The organism is Streptosporangium sp. NPDC087985, assembly GCF_044741965.1.
Taxonomy (GTDB): domain Bacteria; phylum Actinomycetota; class Actinomycetes; order Streptosporangiales; family Streptosporangiaceae; genus Streptosporangium.
Map to the genome: position 1 here is coordinate 386,168 of NZ_JBIUTQ010000002.1, position 23,942 is coordinate 410,109.

The 23,942-nt window shown below is 70.1% G+C and carries 19 protein-coding genes; 18 read left to right on the top strand and 1 reads right to left on the bottom strand.

Going from position 1 to position 23,942, the window contains the following annotated elements:
- Positions 1-469 precede the first annotated feature (469 nt).
- The 15 genes from ACIN94_RS06985 (at position 470) to ACIN94_RS07055 (ending at position 18,247) form a co-directional block, all read left to right on the top strand.
- The gene (locus ACIN94_RS06985) at positions 470-2,206 is read left to right on the top strand and encodes a peptidoglycan D,D-transpeptidase FtsI family protein (RefSeq protein WP_400700648.1); all 1,737 of its coding nucleotides are present in this window, start codon (positions 470-472) and stop codon (positions 2,204-2,206) included.
- A 40-nt stretch (positions 2,207-2,246) separates the two neighbouring features.
- Entirely contained in the window at positions 2,247-3,791 is a 1,545-nt protein-coding gene (locus ACIN94_RS06990) for a UDP-N-acetylmuramoyl-L-alanyl-D-glutamate--2,6-diaminopimelate ligase (protein ID WP_400701668.1), read from the top strand.
- A 12-nt stretch (positions 3,792-3,803) separates the two neighbouring features.
- The gene (gene murF / locus ACIN94_RS06995) at positions 3,804-5,201 is read left to right on the top strand and encodes a UDP-N-acetylmuramoyl-tripeptide--D-alanyl-D-alanine ligase (protein ID WP_400700650.1); all 1,398 of its coding nucleotides are present in this window, start codon (positions 3,804-3,806) and stop codon (positions 5,199-5,201) included.
- The gene (mraY, locus tag ACIN94_RS07000) at positions 5,198-6,256 is read left to right on the top strand and encodes a phospho-N-acetylmuramoyl-pentapeptide-transferase (RefSeq protein WP_400700652.1); all 1,059 of its coding nucleotides are present in this window, start codon (positions 5,198-5,200) and stop codon (positions 6,254-6,256) included. The genes murF and mraY overlap by 4 nt, the downstream gene beginning before the upstream one ends.
- Before the next feature lie 37 nt (positions 6,257-6,293).
- Entirely contained in the window at positions 6,294-7,685 is a 1,392-nt protein-coding gene (gene murD, locus ACIN94_RS07005) for a UDP-N-acetylmuramoyl-L-alanine--D-glutamate ligase (RefSeq protein WP_400700654.1), read from the top strand.
- Positions 7,686-7,737: 52 nt separating this feature from the next.
- Positions 7,738-9,015 carry a putative lipid II flippase FtsW gene (gene ftsW / locus ACIN94_RS07010; RefSeq protein WP_400700656.1) on the top strand — a complete coding sequence of 426 codons (1,278 nt, stop codon included), beginning with the start codon at positions 7,738-7,740 and terminating at the stop codon, positions 9,013-9,015.
- A 74-nt stretch (positions 9,016-9,089) separates the two neighbouring features.
- Positions 9,090-10,178, top strand: a complete 1,089-nt coding sequence (murG, locus tag ACIN94_RS07015) for an undecaprenyldiphospho-muramoylpentapeptide beta-N-acetylglucosaminyltransferase (protein ID WP_400700658.1) — start codon at positions 9,090-9,092, stop codon at positions 10,176-10,178.
- 49 nt (positions 10,179-10,227) lie between these two features.
- The gene (murC, locus tag ACIN94_RS07020; protein ID WP_400700660.1) at positions 10,228-11,634 is read left to right on the top strand and encodes a UDP-N-acetylmuramate--L-alanine ligase; all 1,407 of its coding nucleotides are present in this window, start codon (positions 10,228-10,230) and stop codon (positions 11,632-11,634) included.
- A gap of 64 nt (positions 11,635-11,698) precedes the next feature.
- Positions 11,699-12,358, top strand: a complete 660-nt coding sequence (locus tag ACIN94_RS07025; protein ID WP_400700662.1) for a cell division protein FtsQ/DivIB — start codon at positions 11,699-11,701, stop codon at positions 12,356-12,358.
- Between the two features lie 226 nt (positions 12,359-12,584).
- A complete protein-coding gene (ftsZ, locus tag ACIN94_RS07030) occupies positions 12,585-13,964 on the top strand; it encodes a cell division protein FtsZ (RefSeq protein WP_400700664.1) in 1,380 nt (459 codons plus the stop codon).
- Between the two features lie 90 nt (positions 13,965-14,054).
- Entirely contained in the window at positions 14,055-14,759 is a 705-nt protein-coding gene (locus tag ACIN94_RS07035) for a YggS family pyridoxal phosphate-dependent enzyme (protein WP_400700666.1), read from the top strand.
- Positions 14,760-14,879: 120 nt separating this feature from the next.
- Complete coding sequence (locus ACIN94_RS07040; RefSeq protein WP_400700668.1) at positions 14,880-15,383, top strand: cell division protein SepF; 504 nt, start codon at positions 14,880-14,882, stop codon at positions 15,381-15,383.
- 82 nt (positions 15,384-15,465) lie between these two features.
- The gene (locus ACIN94_RS07045; protein WP_400701671.1) at positions 15,466-15,753 is read left to right on the top strand and encodes a YggT family protein; all 288 of its coding nucleotides are present in this window, start codon (positions 15,466-15,468) and stop codon (positions 15,751-15,753) included.
- A gap of 49 nt (positions 15,754-15,802) precedes the next feature.
- Positions 15,803-16,660: a DivIVA domain-containing protein gene (locus ACIN94_RS07050; RefSeq protein ID WP_400700670.1), complete on the top strand. Its 858-nt coding sequence runs from the start codon at positions 15,803-15,805 to the stop codon at positions 16,658-16,660.
- 42 nt (positions 16,661-16,702) lie between these two features.
- Positions 16,703-18,247, top strand: coding sequence for a hypothetical protein (locus ACIN94_RS07055; RefSeq protein WP_400700672.1), 1,545 nt, complete (start codon positions 16,703-16,705; stop codon positions 18,245-18,247).
- Between the two features lie 101 nt (positions 18,248-18,348).
- Here the strand turns inward: ACIN94_RS07055 and ileS are convergent, their stop codons facing one another.
- Entirely contained in the window at positions 18,349-21,513 is a 3,165-nt protein-coding gene (gene ileS, locus ACIN94_RS07060; RefSeq protein WP_400700674.1) for an isoleucine--tRNA ligase, read from the bottom strand.
- Between the two features lie 453 nt (positions 21,514-21,966).
- On the opposite strand from ileS, the gene ACIN94_RS07065 reads away from it, so the two are divergent.
- Genes ACIN94_RS07065 through ACIN94_RS07075 form a run of 3 tightly spaced genes read left to right on the top strand, consistent with a single transcriptional unit; the run spans position 21,967 to position 23,877 of the window.
- Complete coding sequence (locus ACIN94_RS07065) at positions 21,967-22,386, top strand: TraR/DksA family transcriptional regulator (protein WP_400700676.1); 420 nt, start codon at positions 21,967-21,969, stop codon at positions 22,384-22,386.
- Entirely contained in the window at positions 22,350-22,955 is a 606-nt protein-coding gene (gene lspA / locus ACIN94_RS07070; protein WP_400700678.1) for a signal peptidase II, read from the top strand. The genes ACIN94_RS07065 and lspA overlap by 37 nt, the downstream gene beginning before the upstream one ends.
- Positions 22,948-23,877, top strand: a complete 930-nt coding sequence (locus ACIN94_RS07075) for an RluA family pseudouridine synthase (RefSeq protein ID WP_400700680.1) — start codon at positions 22,948-22,950, stop codon at positions 23,875-23,877. Before lspA ends, ACIN94_RS07075 begins: the two co-directional genes overlap by 8 nt.
- Positions 23,878-23,942 lie beyond the last annotated feature (65 nt).

A 23,942-nucleotide genomic window follows, 5' to 3' on the forward strand; every position in this document is an offset into this window, starting at 1 on the left:
CAAGCCCACCCGCTCGGAAGGCTCAAGCAGACCCGACGGCGCCGATGGTCAGGGCAGACCCGGTCGTCCGGACGGAGCGGGTAGGTCCGGTGGTCCGGCGGGGTCGGGTAAGTCGGGCAAGTCCGGTGGCCGGGGGGCCGACAAGTCCGGCGCTCCGGGCAGGCCGGGGGGTTCCGCCAGGACAGGCAAGCAGCGTGCCGACGGCCCCGGCAGGCCGGGCGGTTCTCCAACGGCGAGCAGAGCCGGTGCCCCGGGCAGATCCACGCGTCCCGAGGGTGCGGGCAGGCCTGGCAGGCCGTCGGGTCCGGAGACGTCGCGCAGGCCGCGCAGTTCCCCCCGGCCGGACCCGCCGGAACGGGGACGTCGCGGCGGAGGACGCGGGGACGGCCGGCCCGCCGATCCCGGCCGTCCGCCGGGCAGGGGCGGCGGGGGAGGCAGGCCGCCCCGGCCGCCGGCGCGTCCGCCCGCGGTGCTGCGTCTGGGCAACCCCGGCAGGCGGATCAACATCGGCCTGATCGTGATGACCTTCGTGCTGACCATCTTCGCCGGACGGCTCATACAGCTCCAGGGCCTGGACTCCAAGGTCTACATGGCGCAGGCGGCCGAGCAGCGGGTGCGGGGCGAGAAGCTGACCGCGCGACGAGGCTCCATCACCGATGTCAACGGGCATGAGCTCGCGCTGACCCTGGAGGCGCGCGAGATCTTCGTCGACCCCTCGATGGTCGAACCGGGCAAGCGTGACCAGGTGGCCACGGTCCTGGCCGCCGAGCTGAACCAGCCGAAGGAGCAGATCGCGGCCAAGCTCGCCAACAGCTCCAGTCGTTACCAGCAGGTGGCCGCCGCCGTCGAACCGTCCGTCGCCCAGCGGATCATGGAGCGCAAGCCCAAACTCGTGGGTGTCGGCAGCAAGCAGGTCTACCGGCGGGACTACCCGGGCCGTGACCTGGCGGGCACCATGCTGGGCTTCGTCGGCGCCGACGGCACGGGCCTGAGCGGGCTGGAATACACCTACAACACGTTGCTCGCCGGTCGTGACGGCGAGCAGTTCATCGAGACGGGCGCCATGGGGCAGCGCATCCCGATGACCCGCAGTACCCTGAAGACGCCCGTGGAGGGCAGGGACGTGCGGCTCACCATCGAACGCGACATCCAGTGGGCCGCGCAGAAGGCGATCACCGACCAGGTCGCGGCCACCGGCGCGCGGACCGGCAGCGTCATCGTCCTCGACGTGCCGAGCAGCCAGGTGGTCGCCATGGCCAACGCGCCCGAGCTCGACCTGACGAACTGGGCCAAGACCGCCCCCGAAGACTGGGTCAATCGCTCGGTGACCGACGTGTTCGAGCCGGGCAGTACCAACAAGGTCATCACCGCTGCGGCAGCCCTGGAGTCGGGGGCCGTGCGGCCGGAGACCGTGTTCAGGGTCAATGACAACATCAGATGCGCCGACCGGGTGCTGAGGGACTCCCACCCGCACCCCGTGGAGCACCTGACCTTCTCCGGTGTGGTCGCCACCTCCAGTAACGTCGGTACGATCCTCGCCTCGCGGAAGATCGGCGACCAGAAGCTGCACGCGATGCTGCAGCGCTTCGGGTTCGGCGCCAAACCCGGCACCGGTCTCTTCGGCGAGGAGGCAGGACTCCTCCCGGACTGGAAGAAGTGGTCGGGCAGCCAGCGCTGCACGATCGCCTACGGCCAGGGTGTCTCGGTGACCGCGCTCCAGACGGCCAGCGTCTACCAGACCATCGCCAACGGCGGGACCCGCGTCACCCCGCAGATCGTGGCCGGCACCACCGCCGAGAACGGCGCATTCGTGCCGTCCGAACCGGGCAAACGGACCCGGGTGATCAGCGAGCGTACGGCCAGGGAGGTCACCGGGATGCTGGAGGCAGCCGTCAGTGAGGAGGGCACCGGCAACCTCGCCGCCATCGACGGTTACCGGGTCGCCGGCAAGACGGGCACCGCGATGCGCTACGACGTCAAGTGCCAGGGATACTGCGGATACACCTCGACATTCGTGGGTTTCGCCCCGGCGGACAAGCCCCGCCTGGTCGTTCTGGCGGTGGTTCAGGACCCCCACAAGGGCTATTACGGTGGGGAGATCGCCGCCCCGGTCTTCAAGAAAGTGATGACGTTCGCGTTGAAGAGCAAAAAGATCCCGCCCACCGGAACGATGCCCTCCTCGGTGCCGATACGCGCCGGGGAGTGATGAGGGAAGGTACGCTCTCGCCGTGCGTCCCCCGTCGTCCATGCGACCGTCAACCAGTTCACCCCGTCCACTCTCGGGGCTAGCGAGCCTGCTCGGCGCGCCTTCCGGCACGTCGCGAGCACCGCTGGCCGCGGTGTCCGGGATCACCATCGATTCGCGCCAGATCCAGCGCGGGGATCTCTACGTCGCGCTGCCGGGGGCCACGGTCCACGGCGCCGACTTCTCCGCCCAGGCTCTCGCCGCCGGCGCCAGCGCCATCCTGACCGACGAGGCGGGCAGACCGGCCGCCGTGGCAACCGGCCTGCCGGTCCTGGTCGTGCCGGACCCGCGCCGCGTGCTCGGCCAGGTCTCCGCCTGGGTGTACGGCCAGCCGGCGGCGGAGGTGATGGTCATCGGCGTCACCGGCACCAGCGGCAAGTCCACCACCAGCTTCCTGCTGGAAGCCGGGCTGCGGGCCGCCGGGCACAGGGCCGGGTTGATCGGCGGCGTGGAGATCCACGTCGGCGAGCTGCGCTCCGTGCCCAAGCTGACCACGCCGGAGGCCAGCGACCTGCATGGCCTGTTCGCCGTCATGCGTGAGCACGGCGTCACGGCCGCCGCGATGGAGGTCTCCAGTCACGCGCTGGCGCTGGGCCGTGTCGACGCGGTCTTCTACGACGTCGCGCTGTTCACCAACCTCTCCCAGGACCACCTGGACTTCCACAAGGACCTCGACGACTACTTCGCGACGAAGGTCCGGCTGTTCACACCCGAGATGAGCCGCCTCGGCGTCGTCAACATCGACGACGCCCACGGACGTGAGCTTCTCGGCCTGAGTAAGATCCCGATGACCACCTTCTCCGCCGAGGGTGCCCTCGAAGCCGACTGGCGCGCCGTGGACGTGCGCCTGGGAGGCGACGGCAGTTCTTTCCGTGTGGTCGGTCCCGGCGGCGTCGAGGAGGAGGCGACGGTCGCCCTGCCCGGCCCGTTCAACGTCGCCAACGCGCTGGGCGCGATCGTCTCCCTCGTGGAGGCCGGGGTGCCGCTGCGGACCGCGGTGGCCGGCGTCGGTACGCTGACCGGTGTGCCCGGCCGGATGGAGCGGGTGTCCGGCGGCCAGGACTTCCAGGCCATCGTCGACTACTCGCACAAGCCCGGAGCGGTGGAGTCGGTGCTCCGTGCCCTGCGCCAGGTCACGGCCGGCAAGCTGACCGTGGTGCTGGGCTGTGGCGGCGACCGTGACCGGGGCAAACGCCCGATGATGGGGGAGGCCGCCGCGCGGCTGGCGGATGTGGCCATCCTCACCAGTGACAATCCTCGTTCGGAGGACCCGCTGCGGATTCTCGCTGAGATGATGGACGGAGTCCTCGGCGTGTCTCAGCATGAGCGCGCGCATGTGATCATTGAGCCGGACCGGACTGCGGCCATCGATCTGGCGATCGGCCGGGCAGGTCCCGGCGACGTCGTCGTCGTGGCCGGCAAGGGTCACGAGCAGGGCCAGTACGTCGGGGACGAAGTACTCCCGTTCGACGACAGGCAAGTGGTGGCCGGCGCGATCGTCAGACGGCGGAACCGGACGGGCCCCGAAGACACGTATGGAGAGTAGGTAAGACGCATCATGATCCCGTTGCCGCTGGCCAGGATCGCCGAGATCACCTCGGGCGCCCTCGCTGGCATGGCCGATCCCCGTGCGGTCGTACGTGGCCCGGTCGTCATCGACTCCCGCGCCGTCGAGCCGGGATCGTTGTTCGTCGCGATCAAGGGCGACCGGGTTGACGGGCACGATTTCGCCGCCCAGGCCGTCGAGGCCGGGGCCGTCGCCGTGCTGGCGTCCAGGCCCGTCGACGTCCCCGCGGTCGTCGTCGGCGACGCCGTGGCCGCCCTGGCAGCCCTGGCCACCGCCGTCTGCGCCGAGCTGCCCTCGGTCACGGTCCTCGGCGTGACCGGGTCCGCGGGTAAGACCACCACCAAGGACCTGCTGGCCCGTCTCACCGCCAGGATCGGCCCGACGGTCGCCCCGGTGGGCTCGCTCAACAACGAGATCGGCCACCCGCTCACGGTGCTGAAGGCCGACGAGGACACCCGCTACCTGGTGCTGGAGCTCAGCGCCAGATACGCGGGCGACATCGCCCACCTGGCCCGTGTCGCCCCGCCGGCGATCGGTGTGGTCCTCAACGTCGGCACCGCCCACCTGGGCGTCTTCGGCGGCAAGGAGGCGATCGCCAAGGCCAAGGGCGAGCTGGTCGAGGCCCTGCCCGCCGACGGCGTGGCCGTACTGAACGCCGACGACCCGCTGGTGGCCGCGATGGCCCGCCGTACCGACGCCCGGATCACCTGGTACGGCCGCGCCGAGACCGCCACGGTGCGGGCGGAGGGCGTGACCCTCGACGACCGCGGCCGTGCCGCCTTCACGCTGCGCACCCCGTCCGGGGCCGCGCCGGTCGCGCTCCGCCTGTACGGCGAGCACGCCGTGGAGAACGCGCTCGCCGCCGCGGCCGCCGCCTATGAGCTGGGGCTGCCGGTCGCGACCATCGCCGAGGAGCTGTCGGAGGCCGAGCCCCGCAGCCGCTGGCGCATGGAGGTCACCGACAGGGATGACGGCGTCACCGTGATCAACGACGCCTACAACGCCAACCCCGACTCCATGCGCGCCGCCTTCGGCGCCCTGGACGCCCTGGCGGGCGGGCGCCGCCGCTTCGCGGTCATCGCCGCCCTGCGCGAGCTGGGGGAGGAGAGCGCGGCCCTGAACGAGGGCGTGGGCCGCCTGGCGGGAGGCGCGGGCCTGGAAGGTCTCTTCGTCGTCGGACCCGACGCCGGCCCGGTCCTGGCCGGGGCGCGGGCCGCCGTGGACGGCGCTTCCGCCGTCACACGGGTCACGCATGTCGCCGACGCCGAGGAGGCGGGCGCCGCGCTGTCGGCACTCCTGGCCCCCGGAGACGTGGTGCTGGTCAAGGGGCCGCGCGCCGCCGGGCTGGAGCGCGTGGCCGAGGCGCTGCTCGGGGGTGACCGCCGATGAGGGAGATCCTCATCGCGGCGGCGGTGGGTCTGCTGCTGTCCATGTTCGGCACGCCGCTGGCGATCCGGCTGTTCTCGCGGCGCGGCTACGGTCAGAGCATCCGGGAGGAGGGCCCCTCCGGTCACCACGACAAGCGCGGCACCCCCACCATGGGCGGCACCGTGATCGTGATCGCGGCGCTGGCCGGGTTCGCCTGTGCCCACCTGGCCACCTGGACCCAGCCGACCGTCTCCGCGGTCCTGGTGCTGTTCCTGATGGCCGGGCTCGGCGCGGTCGGCTTCCTCGACGACTTCATCAAGATCTACAAGCAGCGCAGTCTCGGTCTGCGCAGCGGTGCCAAGGCCCTAGGCCAGCTCATCGTCGGCGCGGTCTTCGCGGTCCTGGTGACCCGCTTCCCGAACGCCTACCTGATCACGCCGGCCGAGACCCGGCTGTCGTTCCTGCGGGACTTCGGCCCGTCCATCGGCATCGTCGGGTTCACGATCTGGGTCCTCATCATGATCGTGGGCTTCTCCAACGCGGTGAACCTCACCGACGGTCTCGACGGCCTGGCCAGTGGCGCCACCGGCGTGGTGCTGGCCTCCTACGTCCTGATCGGCAACTGGCAGCTCCGCAACAGCTGCACCACCCAGCTCGGCCCCAACTGCTACTGGGTCCGCGACCCGCTGGACCTGGCCGTGGTCGCCGCCGCCGTGCTCGGCGCGCTGGTGGGCTTCCTGTGGTGGAACGCCCCCCCAGCAAAGATCTTCATGGGTGACACCGGCTCGCTGGCCCTGGGCGGCGTGCTCGCCGGCCTGGCCATCACCACCCGCACCCAGCTCCTGCTGATCATCCTGGCCGGGCTGTGCGTGGTCATCACGATGTCGGTGATCATTCAGGTCGGCTTCTTCAAGATGACCGGCAAGCGGGTCTTCAGAATGGCCCCGCTCCAGCACCACTTCGAGCTGTCGGGCTGGGCGGAGACGACCATCGTGGTCCGCTTCTGGCTCATCGCCGGCCTGTGTGCCGCCGCCGGCCTCGGACTGTTCTACGTCGAATGGATGCCGAAGCCGTGACCACCCCTTCGATCGTGCGACCGGCGGGGGTGAGCGCGTGATCTGCGTCGCCGGTCTCGGAGTCTCCGGTACGGCCGCCGCCCGCGCCATGGCCGCCCGGGGCGACAAGGTGGTCGTCCTGGAGGGCAGGGACGGGGATCGGGCCAGGGCGACGGCCGCGGAGCTCGCCGCGTTCGGTGTCGAGGTCCGCTTCGGCGAACCGGCCGAGCTGCCCGCCGGCACCTCCCTCGTCGTCGCCACCGGCTGGCCGCCGCACCATCCGCTGCTCGTCGCGGCGGCCGAGGCCGGAGTGGAGGTGATCGGCGAGGTCGAACTGGCCTGGCGGCTCCGCCCGGCAGGTGCGGCGCCCTGGCTGACGCTGACCGGCACCAACGGCAAGACCACCGTGGTCCGGATGCTCACCTCGATGCTGACCGCTGCCGGGCACCGGGCGCTGGCGGTCGGCAACGTCGGCACCCCCATCGTGGAGGCCGTCACCGGGGATGCCGACGTGCTGGCCGTGGAGCTGTCCAGCTTCCAGCTCCATCGCTCGCCCAGCCTCGTCCCGCACACCGCCGCCGTCCTCAACGTCGCCCCCGACCATCTGGACTGGCACGGCTCCATGGAGGAGTACGCCCTGGCCAAGGGGAGGATCTTCGCCCGGGCGGGGACGATCGTCCACAACGCCGACGACGAGTGGGCGACCCGCCTGGCCGCGCCGTACGACGGGGGACCGCGCAAGGTGAGCTTCACCCTCGACGTGCCGATGCCCGGCCAGATCGGCGTGGTCGAGGACCTGCTGGTGGACCGGGCGTTCGTGGCCGACCCGGTGCGCAACGCCGAGGAGCTCGCCTCGTTCGGGGACATCCGGCCGTTCGCGCCGCACAACGTGGCCAATGCCCTGGCCGCCGCCGCCCTGGCCCGGTCCTACGGGGTGCCCGCGGAGGCCGTACGGCAGGGCCTGCTGGACTTCGTCCCCGACCCGCACAGGATCGCCCATGTCGCCCGGATCGGCGAGGTCGACTACGTGGACGACTCCAAGGCCACCAACCCGCACGCCGCGGCGGCGTCGCTGGCGGCCTATCCCTCGATCGTCTGGATCGCCGGAGGGCAGCTGAAGGGCGCCGACGTGGACGAGCTGGTACGGCGGGCCGCGCCCCGGCTACGTGGCGCGGTGCTCCTGGGCGTCGACCGCGGACGGATCCGGCAGGCTCTGGCGCGACACGCCGAGAATGTCCCGGTGGTGGAGGTGTCCGGCCAGGACACTGGGGTCATGGACCGTGTCGTCACCGAAGCCGCGAGGCTCGCCGCCCCCGGGGACACCGTGCTGCTGGCTCCGGCCGGAGCATCCCTGGACATGTTCCCCAACTACGGGGCTCGCGGGAAGGCCTTCGCCCAGGCCGTCCTGGCGCGTCTGGACGGAGCGCGGCACGGCGACGGGAACGCGTGATCACAGCTTGCGGACCGGGACGGCCGGTCAGGCCGCCGGAGCGGAGGGACAGATGACGACCGCCGAGACCGATCGGGCGCCGGCCTTCGACTCCTTCAACGGCCGCCTCGCCCGCGTACGCGAGCTGTTGGGACGTCCCCTCTTCTCCTACCACCTGCTCCTCGGTGTCAGCGGGCTGCTGATGGCCCTGGGGCTGATGATGGTCCTGTCCGCGTCGAGCATCGAGGCGCTCCAGACGAGAGGGTCGGCGTTCGCGCTCTTCGGCCGGCAGTCCGTCTCGATGGCGGTGGGGCTGCTGCTGATGTGGGTCTGCTCCCGGCTGCCCATCAGGTTCTTCCGGCTGGCGGGTTACCCGCTGATGGCCTTCGCCGTCCTGGGCCTGGTCCTGGTCCTTTTCGTCGGTCAGACGGAGCTGGGCGCGCAACGCTGGATCTACATCGGGAAGCTCACCATCCAGCCGTCGGAGCCGGCCAAGCTCGCACTGGTGGTGTGGGGTGCCGATCTCCTCGCCAGGGGGGCGCGTGCCGGGCAGATCGAGTGGCGCAGGCTGCTGATCCCTCTCATGCCGGGTCTGGCGATCATGGCCGTCCTGGTGATGCTGGGGCGTGACCTCGGCACCACCCTGGTCCTGATGATGATCTTCCTGTCTCTGCTCTGGGTCGTGGGCGCGCCACTGAAGCTGTTCGGCGGCCTCCTGTCGGTCGTGGTGCTGGCCACGATCACGATGATCAGCTTCGAGGGCTACCGTTCGGCGCGGATCAAGGGCTGGCTCGACCCGTGGGGCAACGCGCAGGATGCGGGATACCAGCTGGTGCAGGGCCTGGTCGGGCTCGGCAGCGGCGGCTGGTTCGGACTCGGGCTGGGCTCCAGCCGGCAGAAGTGGAGCTGGACCCCGCACGCCGAGAGCGACTTCATCTTCTCCATCCTCGGCGAGGAGTTCGGTCTCATGGGCACGCTGGTGGTGGTGGCCCTGTTCGGCCTGCTCGGCTATGCGGGCCTGCGGGTGGCCACCCGGGTCAAGGACCCGTTCGTCCGGCTCGCCTCGGCCGCCGCGGTGGCCTGGATCGCCGGTCAGGCGATCGTCAACATCGGCGCCGTCATCGGCGTGCTGCCCATCACCGGCATCCCGCTGCCGCTGGTCTCCTACGGCGGGTCGGCGCTTCTGCCGACCCTGGCCGCACTGGGGATGCTGCTCGCCTTCGCCAAACATGAGCCCGGCGCGCGTGAAGCCCTGGCGGCGCGTGGCCCCGGACCGGTGGCGCGGGGCCTAAGCTGGCTTGGCCTGGGTGGTCCGGTCAGGAAACGGCGGCCGATCCGCGCGAGGCGATAGGCGACTGGTGGTCCCGCGCGGAAACGACGGCGGGTCCGAGGAAGACGATAAGTGAGATACGTGAAAGGACCGACATGAGAGTGGTCCTCGCCGGCGGCGGGACGGCCGGTCACATTGAGCCGGCGTTGGCGCTGGCCGACGCGCTCCGCCAGCTGGATCCGGACATCGGGATCACATGCCTGGGCACCGAGCGTGGCCTGGAGACGCGACTGGTACCGGCCCGGGGCTATGATCTGCAGCTCGTGCCCGCGGTGCCGCTGCCCCGGGCCATCACACCCCAGCTCCTGACCGTGCCCGGGCGGCTGGCGGGCGCCATCAACGCCGCCGCCGGCATCATGGACCGGGTCCAGGCCGACGTGCTGGTCGGGTTCGGCGGCTACGTGGCGACCCCCGCCTACCTCGCGGCGCGGCGGCGCGGGGTGCCGATCGTGGTGCACGAGGCCAACCCGCGGCCCGGCCTGGCCAACCGGCTGGGCGCGCGGCTCACCGACCATGTGTTCACCGGTCACCAGAACACGCAACTGAGCCGTGCCGAATACGTGGGCATCCCGCTCCGCCGCGGGATCGTCACGCTGGACAGGCTGTCCGTGGGCGACAAGGCGCGTTCCTGGTTCGGCCTGGAGGCCGACCTGCCCACGCTGCTGGTCACCGGCGGCTCCCAGGGCGCGCGATCGCTCAACCAGGCGGCGCTGGCCGCCGCTCCGGTGTTGCGCCGGGCCGGGGTGCAGGTCCTGCATGTCATCGGCCCGAAGAACACGCTGGAGGAGGAGCCGCCGCCCGGCGACCCGCAGTACGTCGTGCTGCAGTACGTCGACCGGATGGACCTGGCCTACGCCGCGGCCGACTTCGCCCTGTGCCGCAGCGGCGCCATGACGTGTGCCGAGCTGACCGCGGTGGGCCTGCCCGCCGCCTACATCCCGCTTCCGCACGGCAACGGTGAGCAGCGGCTCAACGCCGAGCCGATCGTGCAGGCCGGCGGCGGTCTCATGATCGACGACGCCGACCTGACGCCGGAGTGGATCATTCAGAACGTGCTGCCCATCCTGTCCGACCCCGAGCGGGTGGTCACCATGTCGGAGGCCGCTTCCAGGATGGGCCGGAAAGACGCCGACGTGACGCTCGCCCGCAAGGTCTTGCGGATCGCGGCGGAGGGGAGGGCCTGATGGGCCGTCCGTGTGGCGAACGTAGTGAACGAGGAGTGGTGAGCGACCGATGAGCCTGGTCAAGTTGGTGGAGCCGGTCGCGGCCGAAGAGCTCGGGCGCGTCCACTTCATCGGGATCGGCGGTGCCGGGATGTCCGGCATCGCGCGCATCCTGCTCAAGCGTGGCGTGCAGGTCTCCGGCAGTGACTCGCGCGGCTCCGACATGGTGACCGAACTGCGGGAGCTGGGCGGCAGGGTCCACATCGGCCACGCCGCCTCGCACATCAAGAACGTCGACACGGTGGTGGTCTCCACCGCGATCCGCGACTCCAATCCCGAGCTGGGCGAGGCACTCAGTCAGGGTCTGCGGGTCATCCCCAGGGCCGCCGCGCTGGCCTCGGTCATGGCGGGCCGGACCGGGGTCGCGTTGGCCGGGACGCACGGCAAGACCACCACGACCTCCATGCTCACGGTGGCGCTGCAGAAGTGCGGTGCCGATCCGTCCTACTGCGTCGGCGGTCAGCTCGTGACCACCGGCCTGGGCGCCGACGAGGGGGCGGGCGGGGTGTTCGTCGCCGAAGCCGACGAGAGCGACGGCTCCTTCCTCATGCTGGCGCCGGACATCGCCGTGGTGACCAACGTGGAGCCGGACCACCTGGACAACTACGGTGACCCGCGCGCGGTCTACGACAGCTTCGCCCGATTCGTCGAGCGGGTCGGTACGTCCATGGTGATCTGTGTCGACGATCCCGGCTCGGCCGCCCTGGTCCCGATCGCCCGCGCACGGGGTCTGAAGGTGATCACGTACGGCGAGGTCGAGGACGCCGACCTCCGGGTGAACGGGATCGTCCCCGACGGCCTGGGCATCTCCTTCACGGTGGACGGCCATGGAGAGGTCAGACTGGCCGTACCCGGCCGTCACAACGCGCTCAACGCCACCGCTGTCATCGCCGTGGCGGCGGAGCTGGGGGTGTCCTTCGACGAGATACGTGACGGCCTGGCCGCCTTCACCGGAGCCAAGCGCCGCTTCGAGGCCAAGGGTGAGGCCGGGGGAGTGGCGGTCTTCGACAGTTACGCCCACCATCCGACCGAGCTCGTCGCCGACCTGCGCGCGGCGCGGGACGTGGTGGCGTCCTTCTCCGGCTCCGGCAGGGTCGTCGCGGTCTTCCAACCGCACCTCTACTCCCGCACCAGGTTCTTCGCCGACGAGTTCGCGGCCGCCCTCGGCCTGGCGGACGAGGCCATCGTGCTGGACGTCTACGGCGCCCGTGAGGATCCCGAGCCGGGCGTCTCCGGGGCCCTGGTGGCGGGCAAGGTGCCCCTCCCCCCCGGCCAGGTGACCTACGCGCCGCAGCGGGACGCGGTCCCCGCTCTGGTGGCCGACCGGGCCAGGCCCGGTGACATCGTGCTCACCATGGGAGCGGGCGATGTGACCGAACTGGGCCCCCGCATCGTGGCGGAGCTGGCTTCCCGGTGACCCGCGGCAGGGGATGCGGGGCGGCGGAGCCCGGGCCGCCGGACGGGACGAGACAGTGAACGGGGTGTCGCGGTCGGCCTTCCTGGCCCTGCTCACCGTGGGGGTGGTGGGCACCGCCGCCTGGCTGGTCTTCTTCTCCTCGGTGCTCGGGGTGCGAGACATCCAGGTGGTGGGGAACCTGGGCGTCCCCGCCCAGCAGATCCAGCAGGCGACAGGGGTGCCCGAGGGCAGGCCCCTGGCCGTCGTGGACATGGCCCAGGTCGAGGAGCGGATCATGAAGATCCGGCAGATCGAGTCGGCGCGGGTCAGCCGCGGCTGGCCGGGCACGCTGGTGGTGGAGGTCGTGGAGCGTGAGCCGGTCGCGGTGGTGCCGGTCGGCACCCGGTCCGCCCTCATGGACCGGCACGGCGTGATGATCGAAGTCAAAGATATCGCGCCCCCGTCGCTCCCGGTGCTACGCGTGGACCACCCGCAACCGGGCGACCCGGCGACCGGCGCGGCGCTGGCCGTCATAAAGGCACTGCCGGATGATCTGGCCCCGCGGGTCGCGGAGGTGCTCGCTCCCTCGCCCGAGACCGTCTCGCTGCGTCTGAAGGACGGCCGCGCTGTCGTGTGGGGTGGCCGGGACCGTCCGCGGGACAAGGCTAGGATCCTCACTACGCTGCTGAAACGTCCGGCCGACACCTATGACGTGAGTTCGCCCGACGTCGTGACGGTGAAGTGATCTGCTTCAGTCACGCGCGTTCCCCGAAAAGGACGGCCTGCGACACGCCGGGCGCGCTTGCGGCGCGGTTAGTTGACCCGCCCGGAGCGTAACTCCTACTGTCCGTATCACTCCTCAGGTTGACATAAATCTAAATCTCAACTTGAGGGTGAGGGTTTTGGAAACGACGGCACGGGCCCCCGTGCCGCATGAAATTGCAAGTCAACGAGCGGAAAGGCCCCTCGTCGTGGCAGCACCGCAGAACTACCTCGCGGTCATCAAGGTTGTAGGAATCGGTGGAGGCGGAGTCAACGCCGTCAACCGGATGATCGAGGAGGGACTCAAGGGCGTCGAGTTCATCGCCATCAATACCGACGCTCAGGCGCTGCTGATGAGTGACGCCGACGTCAAACTCGATGTTGGGCGCGAACTCACCCGCGGCCTCGGCGCGGGGGCCAACCCCGAAGTCGGGCGCAAGGCGGCCGAGGACCACCGCGAGGAGATCGAAGAGGTCATCAAGGGCGCCGACATGGTGTTCGTCACCGCCGGAGAGGGAGGTGGCACGGGTACCGGTGGCGCTCCGGTGGTGGCCAACATCGCCCGCTCGCTGGGCGCGCTGACCATCGGCGTGGTCACCCGGCCCTTCAGCTTCGAGGGCCGGCGCAGGGCGATGCAGGCCGAGGCGGGCATAGAGACCCTCCGCGAGGAGGTCGACACCCTCATCGTGATCCCGAACGACCGGCTGCTGTCGATCTCCGACCGGCAGGTGAGCGTGCTGGACGCCTTCAAGGCGGCCGACCAGGTGCTGCTCTCCGGTGTCCAGGGCATCACCGACCTCATAACCACGCCCGGTCTGATCAACCTCGACTTCGCCGATGTGAAGTCGGTCATGTCGGGGGCCGGCTCGGCGCTCATGGGCATCGGCCACGCGCGCGGTGACGACCGGTCGGTCGCCGCGGCCGAGATGGCGGTCTCCAGCCCGTTGCTGGAGGCCAGCATCGACGGCGCGCACGGCGTGCTGCTCTCGATCGCCGGTGGCTCCGACCTCGGCCTGTTCGAGATCAACGAGGCGGCCCAGCTCGTCTCCAACGCCGCGGCGCCGGACGCCAACATCATCTTCGGCACGGTCATCGACGACGCCCTCGGCGACGAGGTGCGCGTGACGGTGATCGCGGCCGGGTTCGACGAGCCCGAAGCGGAGGTCAAGACCGTCGCACCGCAGCCGGCCTCCCGCCAGCAACCCGCGTCGCGCTCCGCCCCCGTGCCCCCGGCCGCCCGCCCGGCTTCGCCCACGGTGAAGGCCGAGCCCCGGCCCGAGCCGAGAGCCGAGCAGTCTCCGGCACAGGTCCGCCCGCCCGCCCCGCCGGTGGAGGTGCCGATCCCACCGGCTCCGCAGCCGGTTCAGCAGATCCATCCCGTCCAGCCGCCGGTGCACCTCCCGGCCGAGCAGGCCGAGCCGCCCCGCGTTGAGGAGCCGCCGGCTCCGTCGGTGTCCATTCCGCGTCCGGCTCCCGAGCCGTCGCAACCTACTTCCATCTCCGCGAGGCTCTCCGACCCCGGCCGCCGGCGCCCGGTGATTTTCGAGGAGCAGGAAGAGGAGCTCGACGTCCCCGACTTCCTGAAGTGACATTGCTCACGGCGGGGTGTGCGACGGATCACTCGGCTGTGGCAGGGAAAATGGATTCCGCCAGTTTGTTGGTAATCGAACGGCGGAAATGTGACGGAAGCAACACGACGTGATGAGATCGCGGCCGGTCTGGCCCGGGTCGAGGCGAAAATCGCCGAAGCCTGCCGGGCCGCCGGCCGTGCCCGCGAGGAGTTGACGCTCATCGCGGTGAGCAAGACCTATCCCGCCTCTGACGTGCGCCTGCTGGCCGCGCTGGGAGTGACGGATGTGGGGGAGAACCGCGACCAGGAGGCCTCGGTCAAGGCGCGAGAATGCGCCGGGCTGGGCCTCACCTGGCACTTCGTCGGTCAGTTGCAGACCAACAAGGCCCGTTCCGTGGTCGGCTACGCCGACGTCATCCACTCGGTGGACCGTCCACGCCTGGTGACCGCACTCAGTCAGGAGGCGGTCAGGGCGGGCAGGGAGATCACCTGCCTGCTGCAGGTCGCCCTGGACGGCGATCCCGGACGGGGCGGGACGCGGCCGGAGGACGTGCCCGCGCTGGCGGAGGCCCTCGCCGCCGCCCCGGGGTTACGTCTGGGCGGGGTGATGGCGGTGGCGCCGCTGGGCGGGGAGCCGGCCAGGGCTTTCGCGGAGCTGCGTGAGATCGCGCAGGCCGTACGGGATGCTCATCCGGGGGCCGATGTCATCTCGGCGGGGATGAGCGCTGATATGTCCCAGGCTATTGCGAATGGCGCGACACACCTGCGTGTCGGTACGGCGTTGCTCGGTCGCAGGGAGCCCTTAGTCAGGTAATGTCCCTCCAAGTGGACCTTGGCGTCCGCCTATCCAGATAGAGGTCGATCGGTGGTGAGCTCCAAGGGGGTGCGGCTACCGCCCCGGGCAAATCGAAGTCAGGCGGAGGAAGAAGTAGCGATGGCCGGCGCGATGCGCAAGATGGCGGTCTATCTCGGTCTTGTGGAGGACGACCGCTACGAGAGATACGACAGCTATTCCGACGACGAGTACGACGACTTCGACGACTCGCGGAGGGGCGGCGACGGGCGGCCTGGCACGGTCCACGACCGCGAGGACGACACCGACCCGGGTGTGCCCGCTCCGAGGCCCGCGACGGCTGTCATGGAGCGCCGCACGACGGATCTGGCACGTATCACGACACTTCATCCTCGCACCTACAACGAGGCGCGGACAATCGGTGAGCACTTCCGCGACGGCACCCCGGTCATCATGAATCTGACCGAAATGGTTGACAGTGACGCCAAGCGACTTGTCGATTTCGCGGCAGGTCTTGTCTTTGGCCTACATGGCAGCATTGAACGTGTTACCAACAAGGTGTTCCTGTTGTCCCCTGCCAATGTCGAGGTGACTGCCGAGGACAAGGCCCGAATCGCGGAACGCGGGTTCTTCAACCAGAGCTAGAGTTCCACCATGAACAGTGAGCGGCCGGACAGGTCCCGACAAGACCGGGGACGGCGGAACAGAGTGGAGGCGGGGGCGGACCGTGGGGATCGTTAGCGAGATCTTGGTCGCCGTCCTGGCTCTCTACCTCGTTCTGCTGATCGGCAGAATGATCTTTGAGACGGTGCAGGCGTTCGCGCGTCAGTGGCGGCCCACGGGGGTTGTCCTCGTCCTGGCGGAAGCCGTATACACGGTAACCGACCCACCTCTCAAGTTCCTCCGCCGTTTCATTCCACCACTCCGGTTGGGTACGGTGGCTTTTGACCTAAGCTTCACAGTGCTGTTCCTTGTGGTCTTGGTCTTGATCCAACTCGTGTCCGCGCTTCGTTGATCGGGTACCGTCCCTCCGGACAGACTCCAAGCGCGCCAAGGAGACCGAAATGCCGCTGACGCCCGCCGATGTGCGGAACAAGCAATTCAGTACGACCCGGCTCAGGCCGGGCTACGACGAGGAAGAGGTAGACGCCTTCCTTGATGAGGTGGAGTCCGAACTGGACCGTCTCATTCAGGAGAACGAGGAGCTCCGCGCCAAACTGGCGGAGTGCCTGCGGGGCAAGGTGCCCGGTGGAATGGGGATGGCCATGGCGCCCGCCCCCGTCGCTGAGCCCAAGCCCGAGATGATGATGCCGCAGCCGGAGCCCATGCGTGCCCCCGAGCCGGTGCAGCACCAGCAGCCCATGCCTGTTGGCATGGGAATGCCCCCGGCTGAGGACAACATGGACACCGCGGCCCGCGTGCTCGCGCTGGCCCAGCAGACGGCCGACCAGGCGATCTCCGACGCCCGCCGGGAGGCGGACGAGACGGTGACCCGGGCGCGCCGCGAGGCCGACGACATCCTCGGCAAGGCGCGCCGCCAGGCCGAGCAGGTCATCGGTGACGCCCGTGCCCGCGCCGAGACGCTGGAACGTGACGCGCAGGAACGACACCGGCAGGCCATGGGCTCGCTGGTGCAGACACGCGACGAGCTTGAGCGCAAGGTCGAGGAGCTCCGCAGTTTCGAGCGCGAATACCGCAGCCGTCTGAAGCTCTACCTGGAGAACCAGCTCGCCGAGCTGAACGTGGCTGCCGAGGGCAGCGGCGGGTTCCCCATGGTGGGTGGACCCCCTGCCATGTCCCACGCCGTGGCTCCTGGTGGACAGCAGCCCATCCAGAACGCCCCCAACCCGTTCGGTGGCGAACCGTCGCAGCATTCGGGCGCCTTCCAGGGCGTTGATGGTCCGCACAACGACCGCCGCTAGGGTGTCGGGTCATCCCCCTGACCCGTATCCGGGAGTTCCTCTGTGATCCTTATCAGCGCCGGCTTGGTGGTTACGGCCATCGTCCTGCTCATCGCGGGATTCGTGCTGGCCAAGCCGTTTCTGGTCATGTGGTCGATCGCGGTCAGTGTGCTGTCCGCGGTCTTCCTGGTGATCGGGGCGTTGTTGCGCCGCCATGAGTTGTTCCCCGGCGGCGGGCACGCCGGGTCGGCTCCGCTTCCGTCCAAGGGACCGGTTCCGGCCGGGCCGATGCCCGCGCCGCACATGATGCCGGACCCGCATGTCCCCCCGGCCCCGTACACGACGGCGACGCAGGGCACGCGACCGACGGCGGTCGCGACCCACCCCCGGATGAGCCCGGCGCCCGGACGGATCCCCTCCGCGAGGCAGGGTCTTCTGGACGCCAAGGCGATCGTCGTGGTGATCCCGGGGCGCAAGCGGTATCACGTCGCCGGATGCAGGCAGCTGGTCGGCAGGGATCATGAGGAGCTCACTCACGAGGAGGCGCGGGAGGAGGGCTTCACACCCTGCACCACGTGCCTGCCCGAGTTCACCGGCGGGAAGCAGCCGCAGGACACTCCCCGTGGAGTCCAGGAGCCGGCCGCGCCCCTGGCGCCCCCCTCTAAGGACGACGTCTCCGCTGACACCAGTGAACTCGGCGTTGACGAGCCCACCGCCCGTTTCAACCCGCCGTACCGACCTGTCACCTCCTCCGATCCTCAGGAGGTCGCCCCGGTGGCCCGGCTCCATGTCCAGGACGCTCCGGCCCCTCAGGAGCGGGCACAGCCCCAGGAGCCGGTGAGCCCGTCGCTCCGCGCGGCTCAGCCCGTCGAACGGCCCGCGCAGGCCCAGCCCCCGGTGCCCCCGTCGGAGACCTCCGCCGATTCCGAGGTAACCAGCTGGTTCAGCCGCGACGTGGCCAAGGCCGCGGCGGCCACCCCGGAGGGGCCGGCCGGACCCACCCCTTCCGGCGACTCCAGGGACGAGACCCCGGCCGAGCCGGAGGCAGCTCCCCCCGGTTCCACCGAGGTCGAAGCTCCCGCCGAGGCCGACAGTCCGGCACCGCCGGAGCCTGCCGGGGACGAGACCCCGGCCGCGTCCTCCGGAACCGGCCCCGCCGGATCCGATGGCCGGCCCGGCTCCGCCACGCGGGAGTCCTCCCCCGAGAAGCAGGACCCCATCGGCGAGCCCGTGTCCGCTGAGCCGGACAGCACCCCCGATCCGGTGGAGCCGGCTGAGACCGCATCCGGGCGCGCCGGGCAGCCGGTGCCGGCCGACTCCACCCCAGAGGAGGCGGAGACCTCTGCGGGCAGGCAGACCGCCCCGGAGGAAGCTCCTGACGAGGACGGTGAAGACGCCGACACCTCTCCCCACGGGATTCCGGTCGTCCAGGACGGGCCGGATCCAGGGGGGCCGGGAACGGTCAAGGTCATCGTCGGGACCCGCCGCTTCCACAGCTCCGCCTGCCCCCTCATCAGGGGCACGGATGACAGTGGCATCGAGACCATGTCCCGGGCCGAGGCCGAGGAGGCAGGTCTGAGTGGTTGCTCGGTCTGCCGGGACGGCTAGGACACCGGCCGGTCATCGGCAATGGGCCCCGGGGATGGATCCCCGGGGCCCATTGCTCTCTCCGGCGGGGATCCCCGTGCCACGGGGATCCCCGCCGGAGATCAGACGGTACGGCGGAGCTGGAAGGTCAGGCCGAGGTCGGCGTCGTGGTGGGCGGGGAGACCGTCGTCGGTGCCCTCGGTGAGGGAGACGGCGAGGACCTCGTCGGCGACTGTGCCGCCCTGGGCGCGCAGTGCCTCGGCCAGGTCGCCGTCGCCGGTGGACCACCACACGTCGATCCGGTCGGAGATGGACAGGCCGGTCGACTTACGGGCGTCCTGGAGCAGGCGGATGACGTCGCGGATCAGGCCGGAGCGGCGCAGATCGTCGGTGATGGTCAGGTCGAGGGCGACCGTCTCACCGGTGCCGGTGCCGATGGCCCCGGTCTCCACGGCCCAGCCGGACTTCGGCTGCTCGGTGACGATCACTTCCTCGCCGCTCAGCTCAACCGTCCCCAGCTCACCGGCGTCCACCGAGACCGCCGAGCCGGAGCGGAGGCCGTGGGCGAGCTCTCCGGCATCGGCGGCGGTGACGGCCGCGGCGACCAGCTTGGTCTGCGAGCCGAACCTCTTGCCCAGCGCCCGGAAGTTGGGCTTGACCGTGAAGGAGACCAGGTCGGCTCCCATACCCGACAGATCCTCCAGGTCCTGCACGTTGAGCTCGTCGGCGATCAGCTCACGCAGCTCGGGGGAGAGCGCGGCCCAGCCGCGAGCGCCGACCAGGGCGCGGCCGAGCGGCTGGCGGGTCTTGACCCCGCTGGAGGCGCGGGCCGAGCGGCCCAGCTCCACCAGGCGGCGGACCAGCGCCATCTGCTCCGAGAGCGCGGGATTCAGCAGTTCCTCGGACACGGAGGGCCAGGTGGCCAGGTGGACCGAGGAGGGGCCGTCGGCGTCGCGGAGCACGTCCCAGACGTAGTCGGTGATGAACGGCGCCACCGGTGACATCAGCCGGGTGACGGTCTCCAGGCATTCGTAGAGCGTGGCGAACGCCGAGGTGTCACCGGACCAGAACCGGCGGCGGGAGCGCCGCACGTACCAGTTGGACAGGTCGTCGAGGAACTCCGCCAGCCGCCGTCCGGCCCGGGCGGTGTCGAACTCGTCCAGCGACGCGGTGACCTCGGCCACCGTCCGGTGCAGCTCGGCCAGCGCCCAGCGGTCGATCAGCGGGCGTTCGGCGGGTGAGGGGGCCTCGGCGAGCCTGGACGGCGCCCACGACTCGGCGTTGGCGTAGAGCGTGAAGAACGACGCGGTGTTCCAGTAGGTCAGCAGGACCTTGCGGACGATCTCCTCCAGAGCGTTGTGCCCCACCCGGCGGGCCGCCCACGGTGAACCGGCGCAGGCCATGTACCAGCGCAGCGCGTCGGCGCCGTGCCGGTCCATCAGCGGGATCGGCTCCAGCACGTTGCCCAGGTGCTTGCTCATCTTGCGGCCGTCCTCGGCGAGGATCAGGCCCAGGCAGAGCACGTTCTCGTACGACGACCTGCCGAAGACCAGTGTGCCGACCGCCATCAGCGAGTAGAACCAGCCGCGAGTCTGGTCGGTGGCCTCGCAGATGAACTGCGCGGGGTAGGCCTTGTCGAACAGGTCGGCCTGTTGGTGCGGAGCGCCCCACTGGGCGAACGGCATCGATCCCGAGTCATACCAGGCGTCGATCACGTCCGGCACCCGGCGCGCCTCGGCCCCGCAGGTGGGGCAGGGCAGCGCGATGTCGTCCACGTAGGGGCGGTGCGGGTCGAGTGCGGACACGTCCTGGCCCGCCAGCTGGCTCAGCTCCTCCAGCGAGCCGACACAGGTGACGTGCGACTCGTCGGCCGAGCAGATCCAGAGCGGCAGCGGCGTGCCCCAGTAACGCGACCGGGACAGCGACCAGTCGACGTTGTTGCGCAGCCATTCGCCGAAGCGGCCCCACTTGATCGTCTCGGGGTACCAGCTGGTCTTCTCGTTCTCGGCGAGGAGCTGCTCCTTGATGGCCGTGGTCCGGATGTACCAGGCGGGGAGCGCGTAGTAGAGCAGTGCGGTGTGGCAGCGCCAGCAGTGCGGGTAGCTGTGCTCGAAGTGACCGCCCCGGTAGAGCAGGCCACGCGCCCTGAGGTCCTCGGTGAGGCCCTCGTCGGCCTCCTTGAAGAACTGGCCGCTGACCTGCGGGACACCGTCGAGGAAGCGTCCGTCGGGGCCGATCGGGTTGACCACCGGCAGGCCGTACCGCTTGCAGGTCGTCAGGTCGTCGGCGCCGAAGGCGGGGGCCTGGTGGACCAGACCGGTGCCGTCCTCGGTGGTGACGTAGTAGCCCAGCACCACGTAGTGGGCACCGGGGATGTCGACCAGGTCGAAGGGGCGCGAGTAGGTGGTGTGCTCCAGGTCGGTGCCCTGGAAGGTGGCCAGCACCTCGGCGCCCTCGCCCAGCGCGGAGACCAGCAGCGGCTCGGCCACCACCAGAACCTCGTCGGATCCGGCGGGGCGCGCCGCCACATAGGTCACGTCGGGGTGCACGGCCACCGCGGTGTTGGAGACCAGTGTCCACGGCGTGGTGGTCCAGATCAGCAGTGAGGCACCGAGGTCGGCCAGCGGGCCCGAGGTGGCGGGCATGCGGACGTAGACCGACGGGCTGGAGACGGTCTCGTAGCCGCCCGGCTGGCCGAGCTCGTGGTCGGACAGGCCGGTGCCGCAGCGCGGGCAGTAGGGAGTGATCCGGAAGTCGCGGAACAGGAGGTCCTTGTCGAAGATGACCTTGAGCGACCACCAGACGGACTCCACGTAGGCCGGGTCCATCGTGCGGTAGGCCTGGGACAGGTCGATCCAGTAGCCCATCCGCTCGGTCATGTCCTCGAAGGCGTCCACGTGCCGCAGCACCGACTGGCGGCACCTGTCGTTGAACTCGGCGATGCCGTACGCCTCGATGTCCTTCTTGCCGGACAGGCCGAGTTCCTTCTCGACGGCGACCTCGACGGGCAGGCCGTGGCAGTCCCAGCCCGCCTTGCGGGGCACGTTGTAGCCCTGCATCGACTTGTAGCGGGGGAAGAGGTCCTTGAAGACGCGGGCCTCGACGTGGTGCACGCCGGGCATGCCGTTGGCGGTGGGCGGGCCCTCGTAGAAGACCCAGTTGGGGCCGTCGGCGTTCTGTTCGACCGAGCGCTCGAAGACCTTGCCGTCCCGCCAGCGGTCGAGCACCTCATGTTCAAGCGCGGGCAGGTCGACCTGCGCGGGAAGAGGACGGAAATAGGCGGACATAACGGGCGGGACCTCCACGCTGGAGCTGGCAGTGGCGTGGAGGGACGAGACCATCGCGGCCCCGCGGTACCACCCTCCTTGACCTTCTCCTGAGAAGGTCCTCTTCCTTGGGTCGCTGCCGGGTCTACTGGGTCGCGAGGACCGTTCTTCCGGCGGCTCCGGGGTGATTTTCCCTCCGGTCCTCGCCCCGGGCTCACACCGTCCCCGGGTCGCTCGTGCGAGGGAACACGGAGTTAGCTGTCCCCATCAAAGCCTTGCGAACTCAAACGATAACGCACGGGCCTGTTCAAAGCTTCCCGTTATCGATGCGGCGGGGGAATCGAGAGGAAGGGGCTGGATGTTACGGGAGTGGTAAACATCACGGCGAGCCGTTTGCCGTTCTGTTATGAGAGACCTAGGCTGCCCGCACCGTTTACCGCATGGGATACGGTCCGATCGAGCAAGGAGGCCGACATGGCCGCGACTGTACGCGCAGACGGGAGCGCGGTAGCGCCGTCGAAGGACAGTACCGTCGTCACCTGGTCGGCCGAGGAACTCGCGAAGGTCCGCGAGCGGCTGGCCGTGGAGATCCAGGAGCTGAACCGGGAGATCATCAAGGCTGAGACCGAGATCGCGTCGAGTGACGTGGCCGACGGTGCCGGGGACGACCAGGCGGATGCCGGCGCCCGCACGTATGAGCGGGAACGCGAGATCGCCCTTACCCTGAATTCACGCGACCTGGTCGCGCAGAACGAGCGGGCGATCGCCCGGATCGACGCGGGAACCTACGGAGTGTGCGAATCGTGCCACAAGCCGATCGGCAAGGAACGCCTTCAGGCGTTCCCGAGGGCGACGCTGTGCGTGGCCTGCAAGCAGCGGGAGGAACGCCACTGACCGGCGACACCGTCGACGGGGCGGCTGCGGTCGCCCCGCCCGGGGCGCGGAGGATCGCCGTGCTGGCGGCGATCGCCCCGATCGTCTACATACTCGATCTGGTCACGAAGACCGTCGTGTTGAAGACGCTCGAAGACAGGGAGCCGCTCGTCGTCATCCCCGGATTGCTTCAGTTCCGGGTAATCTTCAACTCCGGGGCCGCGTTCAGCATGGGCACCGGCATGACGATCGTCTTCACGTTCGTCGCGGCCGGAGTGGTGATCGCGATTCTGCGCACCGCACGGCGGCTACAGAGCCTGCCGTGGGCGGTCACGCTCGGCCTGATGCTCGGCGGGGCGTTCGGAAACCTGACCGACCGCGTTTTCCGCTGGCCCTCGGGCTTCGGCCGGCCCTCGCCGTTCCAGGGACACGTGGTCGACTTCATCGAGACCTTCCCGGGGCACTTCCCGGTCTTCAACGTCGCCGACTCGGCGATCGTCTGCGGCGGGATCCTCGCCGTCTTCCTTGCCTGGCGGGGCTACCAGATCGACGGCACGCGCGACATGGGAGAGAAGAAGAACAATGGCTGAGCAGCGTAGTCTTCCGGTTCCCGAGGGGTTGGAGGGCGAGCGCCTCGACGCCGCCCTGTCCCGGCTGTTCGGCCTCTCCCGTACCCGCGCCGCCGAGCTGATCGTCTCCGGCGACGTGCTGGTGGACGGCTCGGCCGCTGCCAAATCCGACCGGGTCCACGCCGGCGCGTGGCTGGACGTCAGCCTGCCGCCGCCGCCCAGCGCGCCGATGCCGGTCGCGGAGCCCGTCCCCGGCATGAAGATCATTTATGAGGACGACGACATCGTCGTCGTCAACAAGCCCATCGGCGTGGCCGCCCATCCGACCACCGGCTGGACCGGGCCGACCGTCATCGGCGGACTGCTCGGCACCGGGCACCGGGTGGCGACGAGCGGCGCCGCCGAGCGCCAGGGGATCGTGCACCGCCTGGACGCCAACACCACCGGCGCGATGGTCGTGGCCAAGAGCGAGCACGCCTACTCGCATCTCAAGCGGGCCTTCAAGGAGCGCACGGTCGACAAGCGCTACCACGCGCTGGTCCAGGGCCATCCCGACCCGCTGCGCGGTACCGTCGACGCGCCGATCGACCGGCACCCCTCCGGGGACGGGCGGTTCGCGGTCGTGGCCGGGGGCAAGGAGTCGGTCACCCACTACGACACGATCGAGGCGTTCCGCGCGGCGTCGCTGCTGGACATCAAGCTGGAGACCGGCCGGACCCACCAGATCCGCGTTCACATGTCGGCACTGCGTCACCCGTGCGTCGGCGACATGATGTACGGCGCGGACCCCACGCTGGCCGCGCGGCTGGGCATGACCCGGCAGTGGCTGCACGCGGTCTCCCTGGCATTCGAGCATCCCGCGACGGGCGAGTGGGTCTCCTTCGTCACCGACTACCCCGATGATCTGGCCCACGCCCTGAAGGTCGTCGGCAGCGAGTCCTAGCGGCTACCCGCCCTCGCGGCGGTCAACCGTCGTCGCCGTTTCCGTCGGTCCTGGGCCCGGGGCCC

Bases quoted from the DNA above. Each gene is read 5' to 3' on its own strand.
- ACIN94_RS06990 (WP_400701668.1), top strand. From the start codon at position 2,247: ATGCGACCGTCAACCAGTTCACCCCGTCCACTCTCGGGGCTAGCGAGC.
- murF (WP_400700650.1), top strand. From the start codon at position 3,804: ATGATCCCGTTGCCGCTGGCCAGGATCGCCGAGATCACCTCGGGCGCC.
- mraY (WP_400700652.1), top strand. From the start codon at position 5,198: ATGAGGGAGATCCTCATCGCGGCGGCGGTGGGTCTGCTGCTGTCCATG.
- ftsW (WP_400700656.1), top strand. From the start codon at position 7,738: ATGACGACCGCCGAGACCGATCGGGCGCCGGCCTTCGACTCCTTCAAC.
- murG (WP_400700658.1), top strand. From the start codon at position 9,090: ATGAGAGTGGTCCTCGCCGGCGGCGGGACGGCCGGTCACATTGAGCCG.
- murC (WP_400700660.1), top strand. From the start codon at position 10,228: ATGAGCCTGGTCAAGTTGGTGGAGCCGGTCGCGGCCGAAGAGCTCGGG.
- ACIN94_RS07040 (WP_400700668.1), top strand. From the start codon at position 14,880: ATGGCCGGCGCGATGCGCAAGATGGCGGTCTATCTCGGTCTTGTGGAG.
- ACIN94_RS07050 (WP_400700670.1), top strand. From the start codon at position 15,803: ATGCCGCTGACGCCCGCCGATGTGCGGAACAAGCAATTCAGTACGACC.
- ileS (WP_400700674.1), bottom strand. From the start codon at position 21,513: ATGTCCGCCTATTTCCGTCCTCTTCCCGCGCAGGTCGACCTGCCCGCG.
- ACIN94_RS07065 (WP_400700676.1), top strand. From the start codon at position 21,967: ATGGCCGCGACTGTACGCGCAGACGGGAGCGCGGTAGCGCCGTCGAAG.
- ACIN94_RS07075 (WP_400700680.1), top strand. From the start codon at position 22,948: ATGGCTGAGCAGCGTAGTCTTCCGGTTCCCGAGGGGTTGGAGGGCGAG.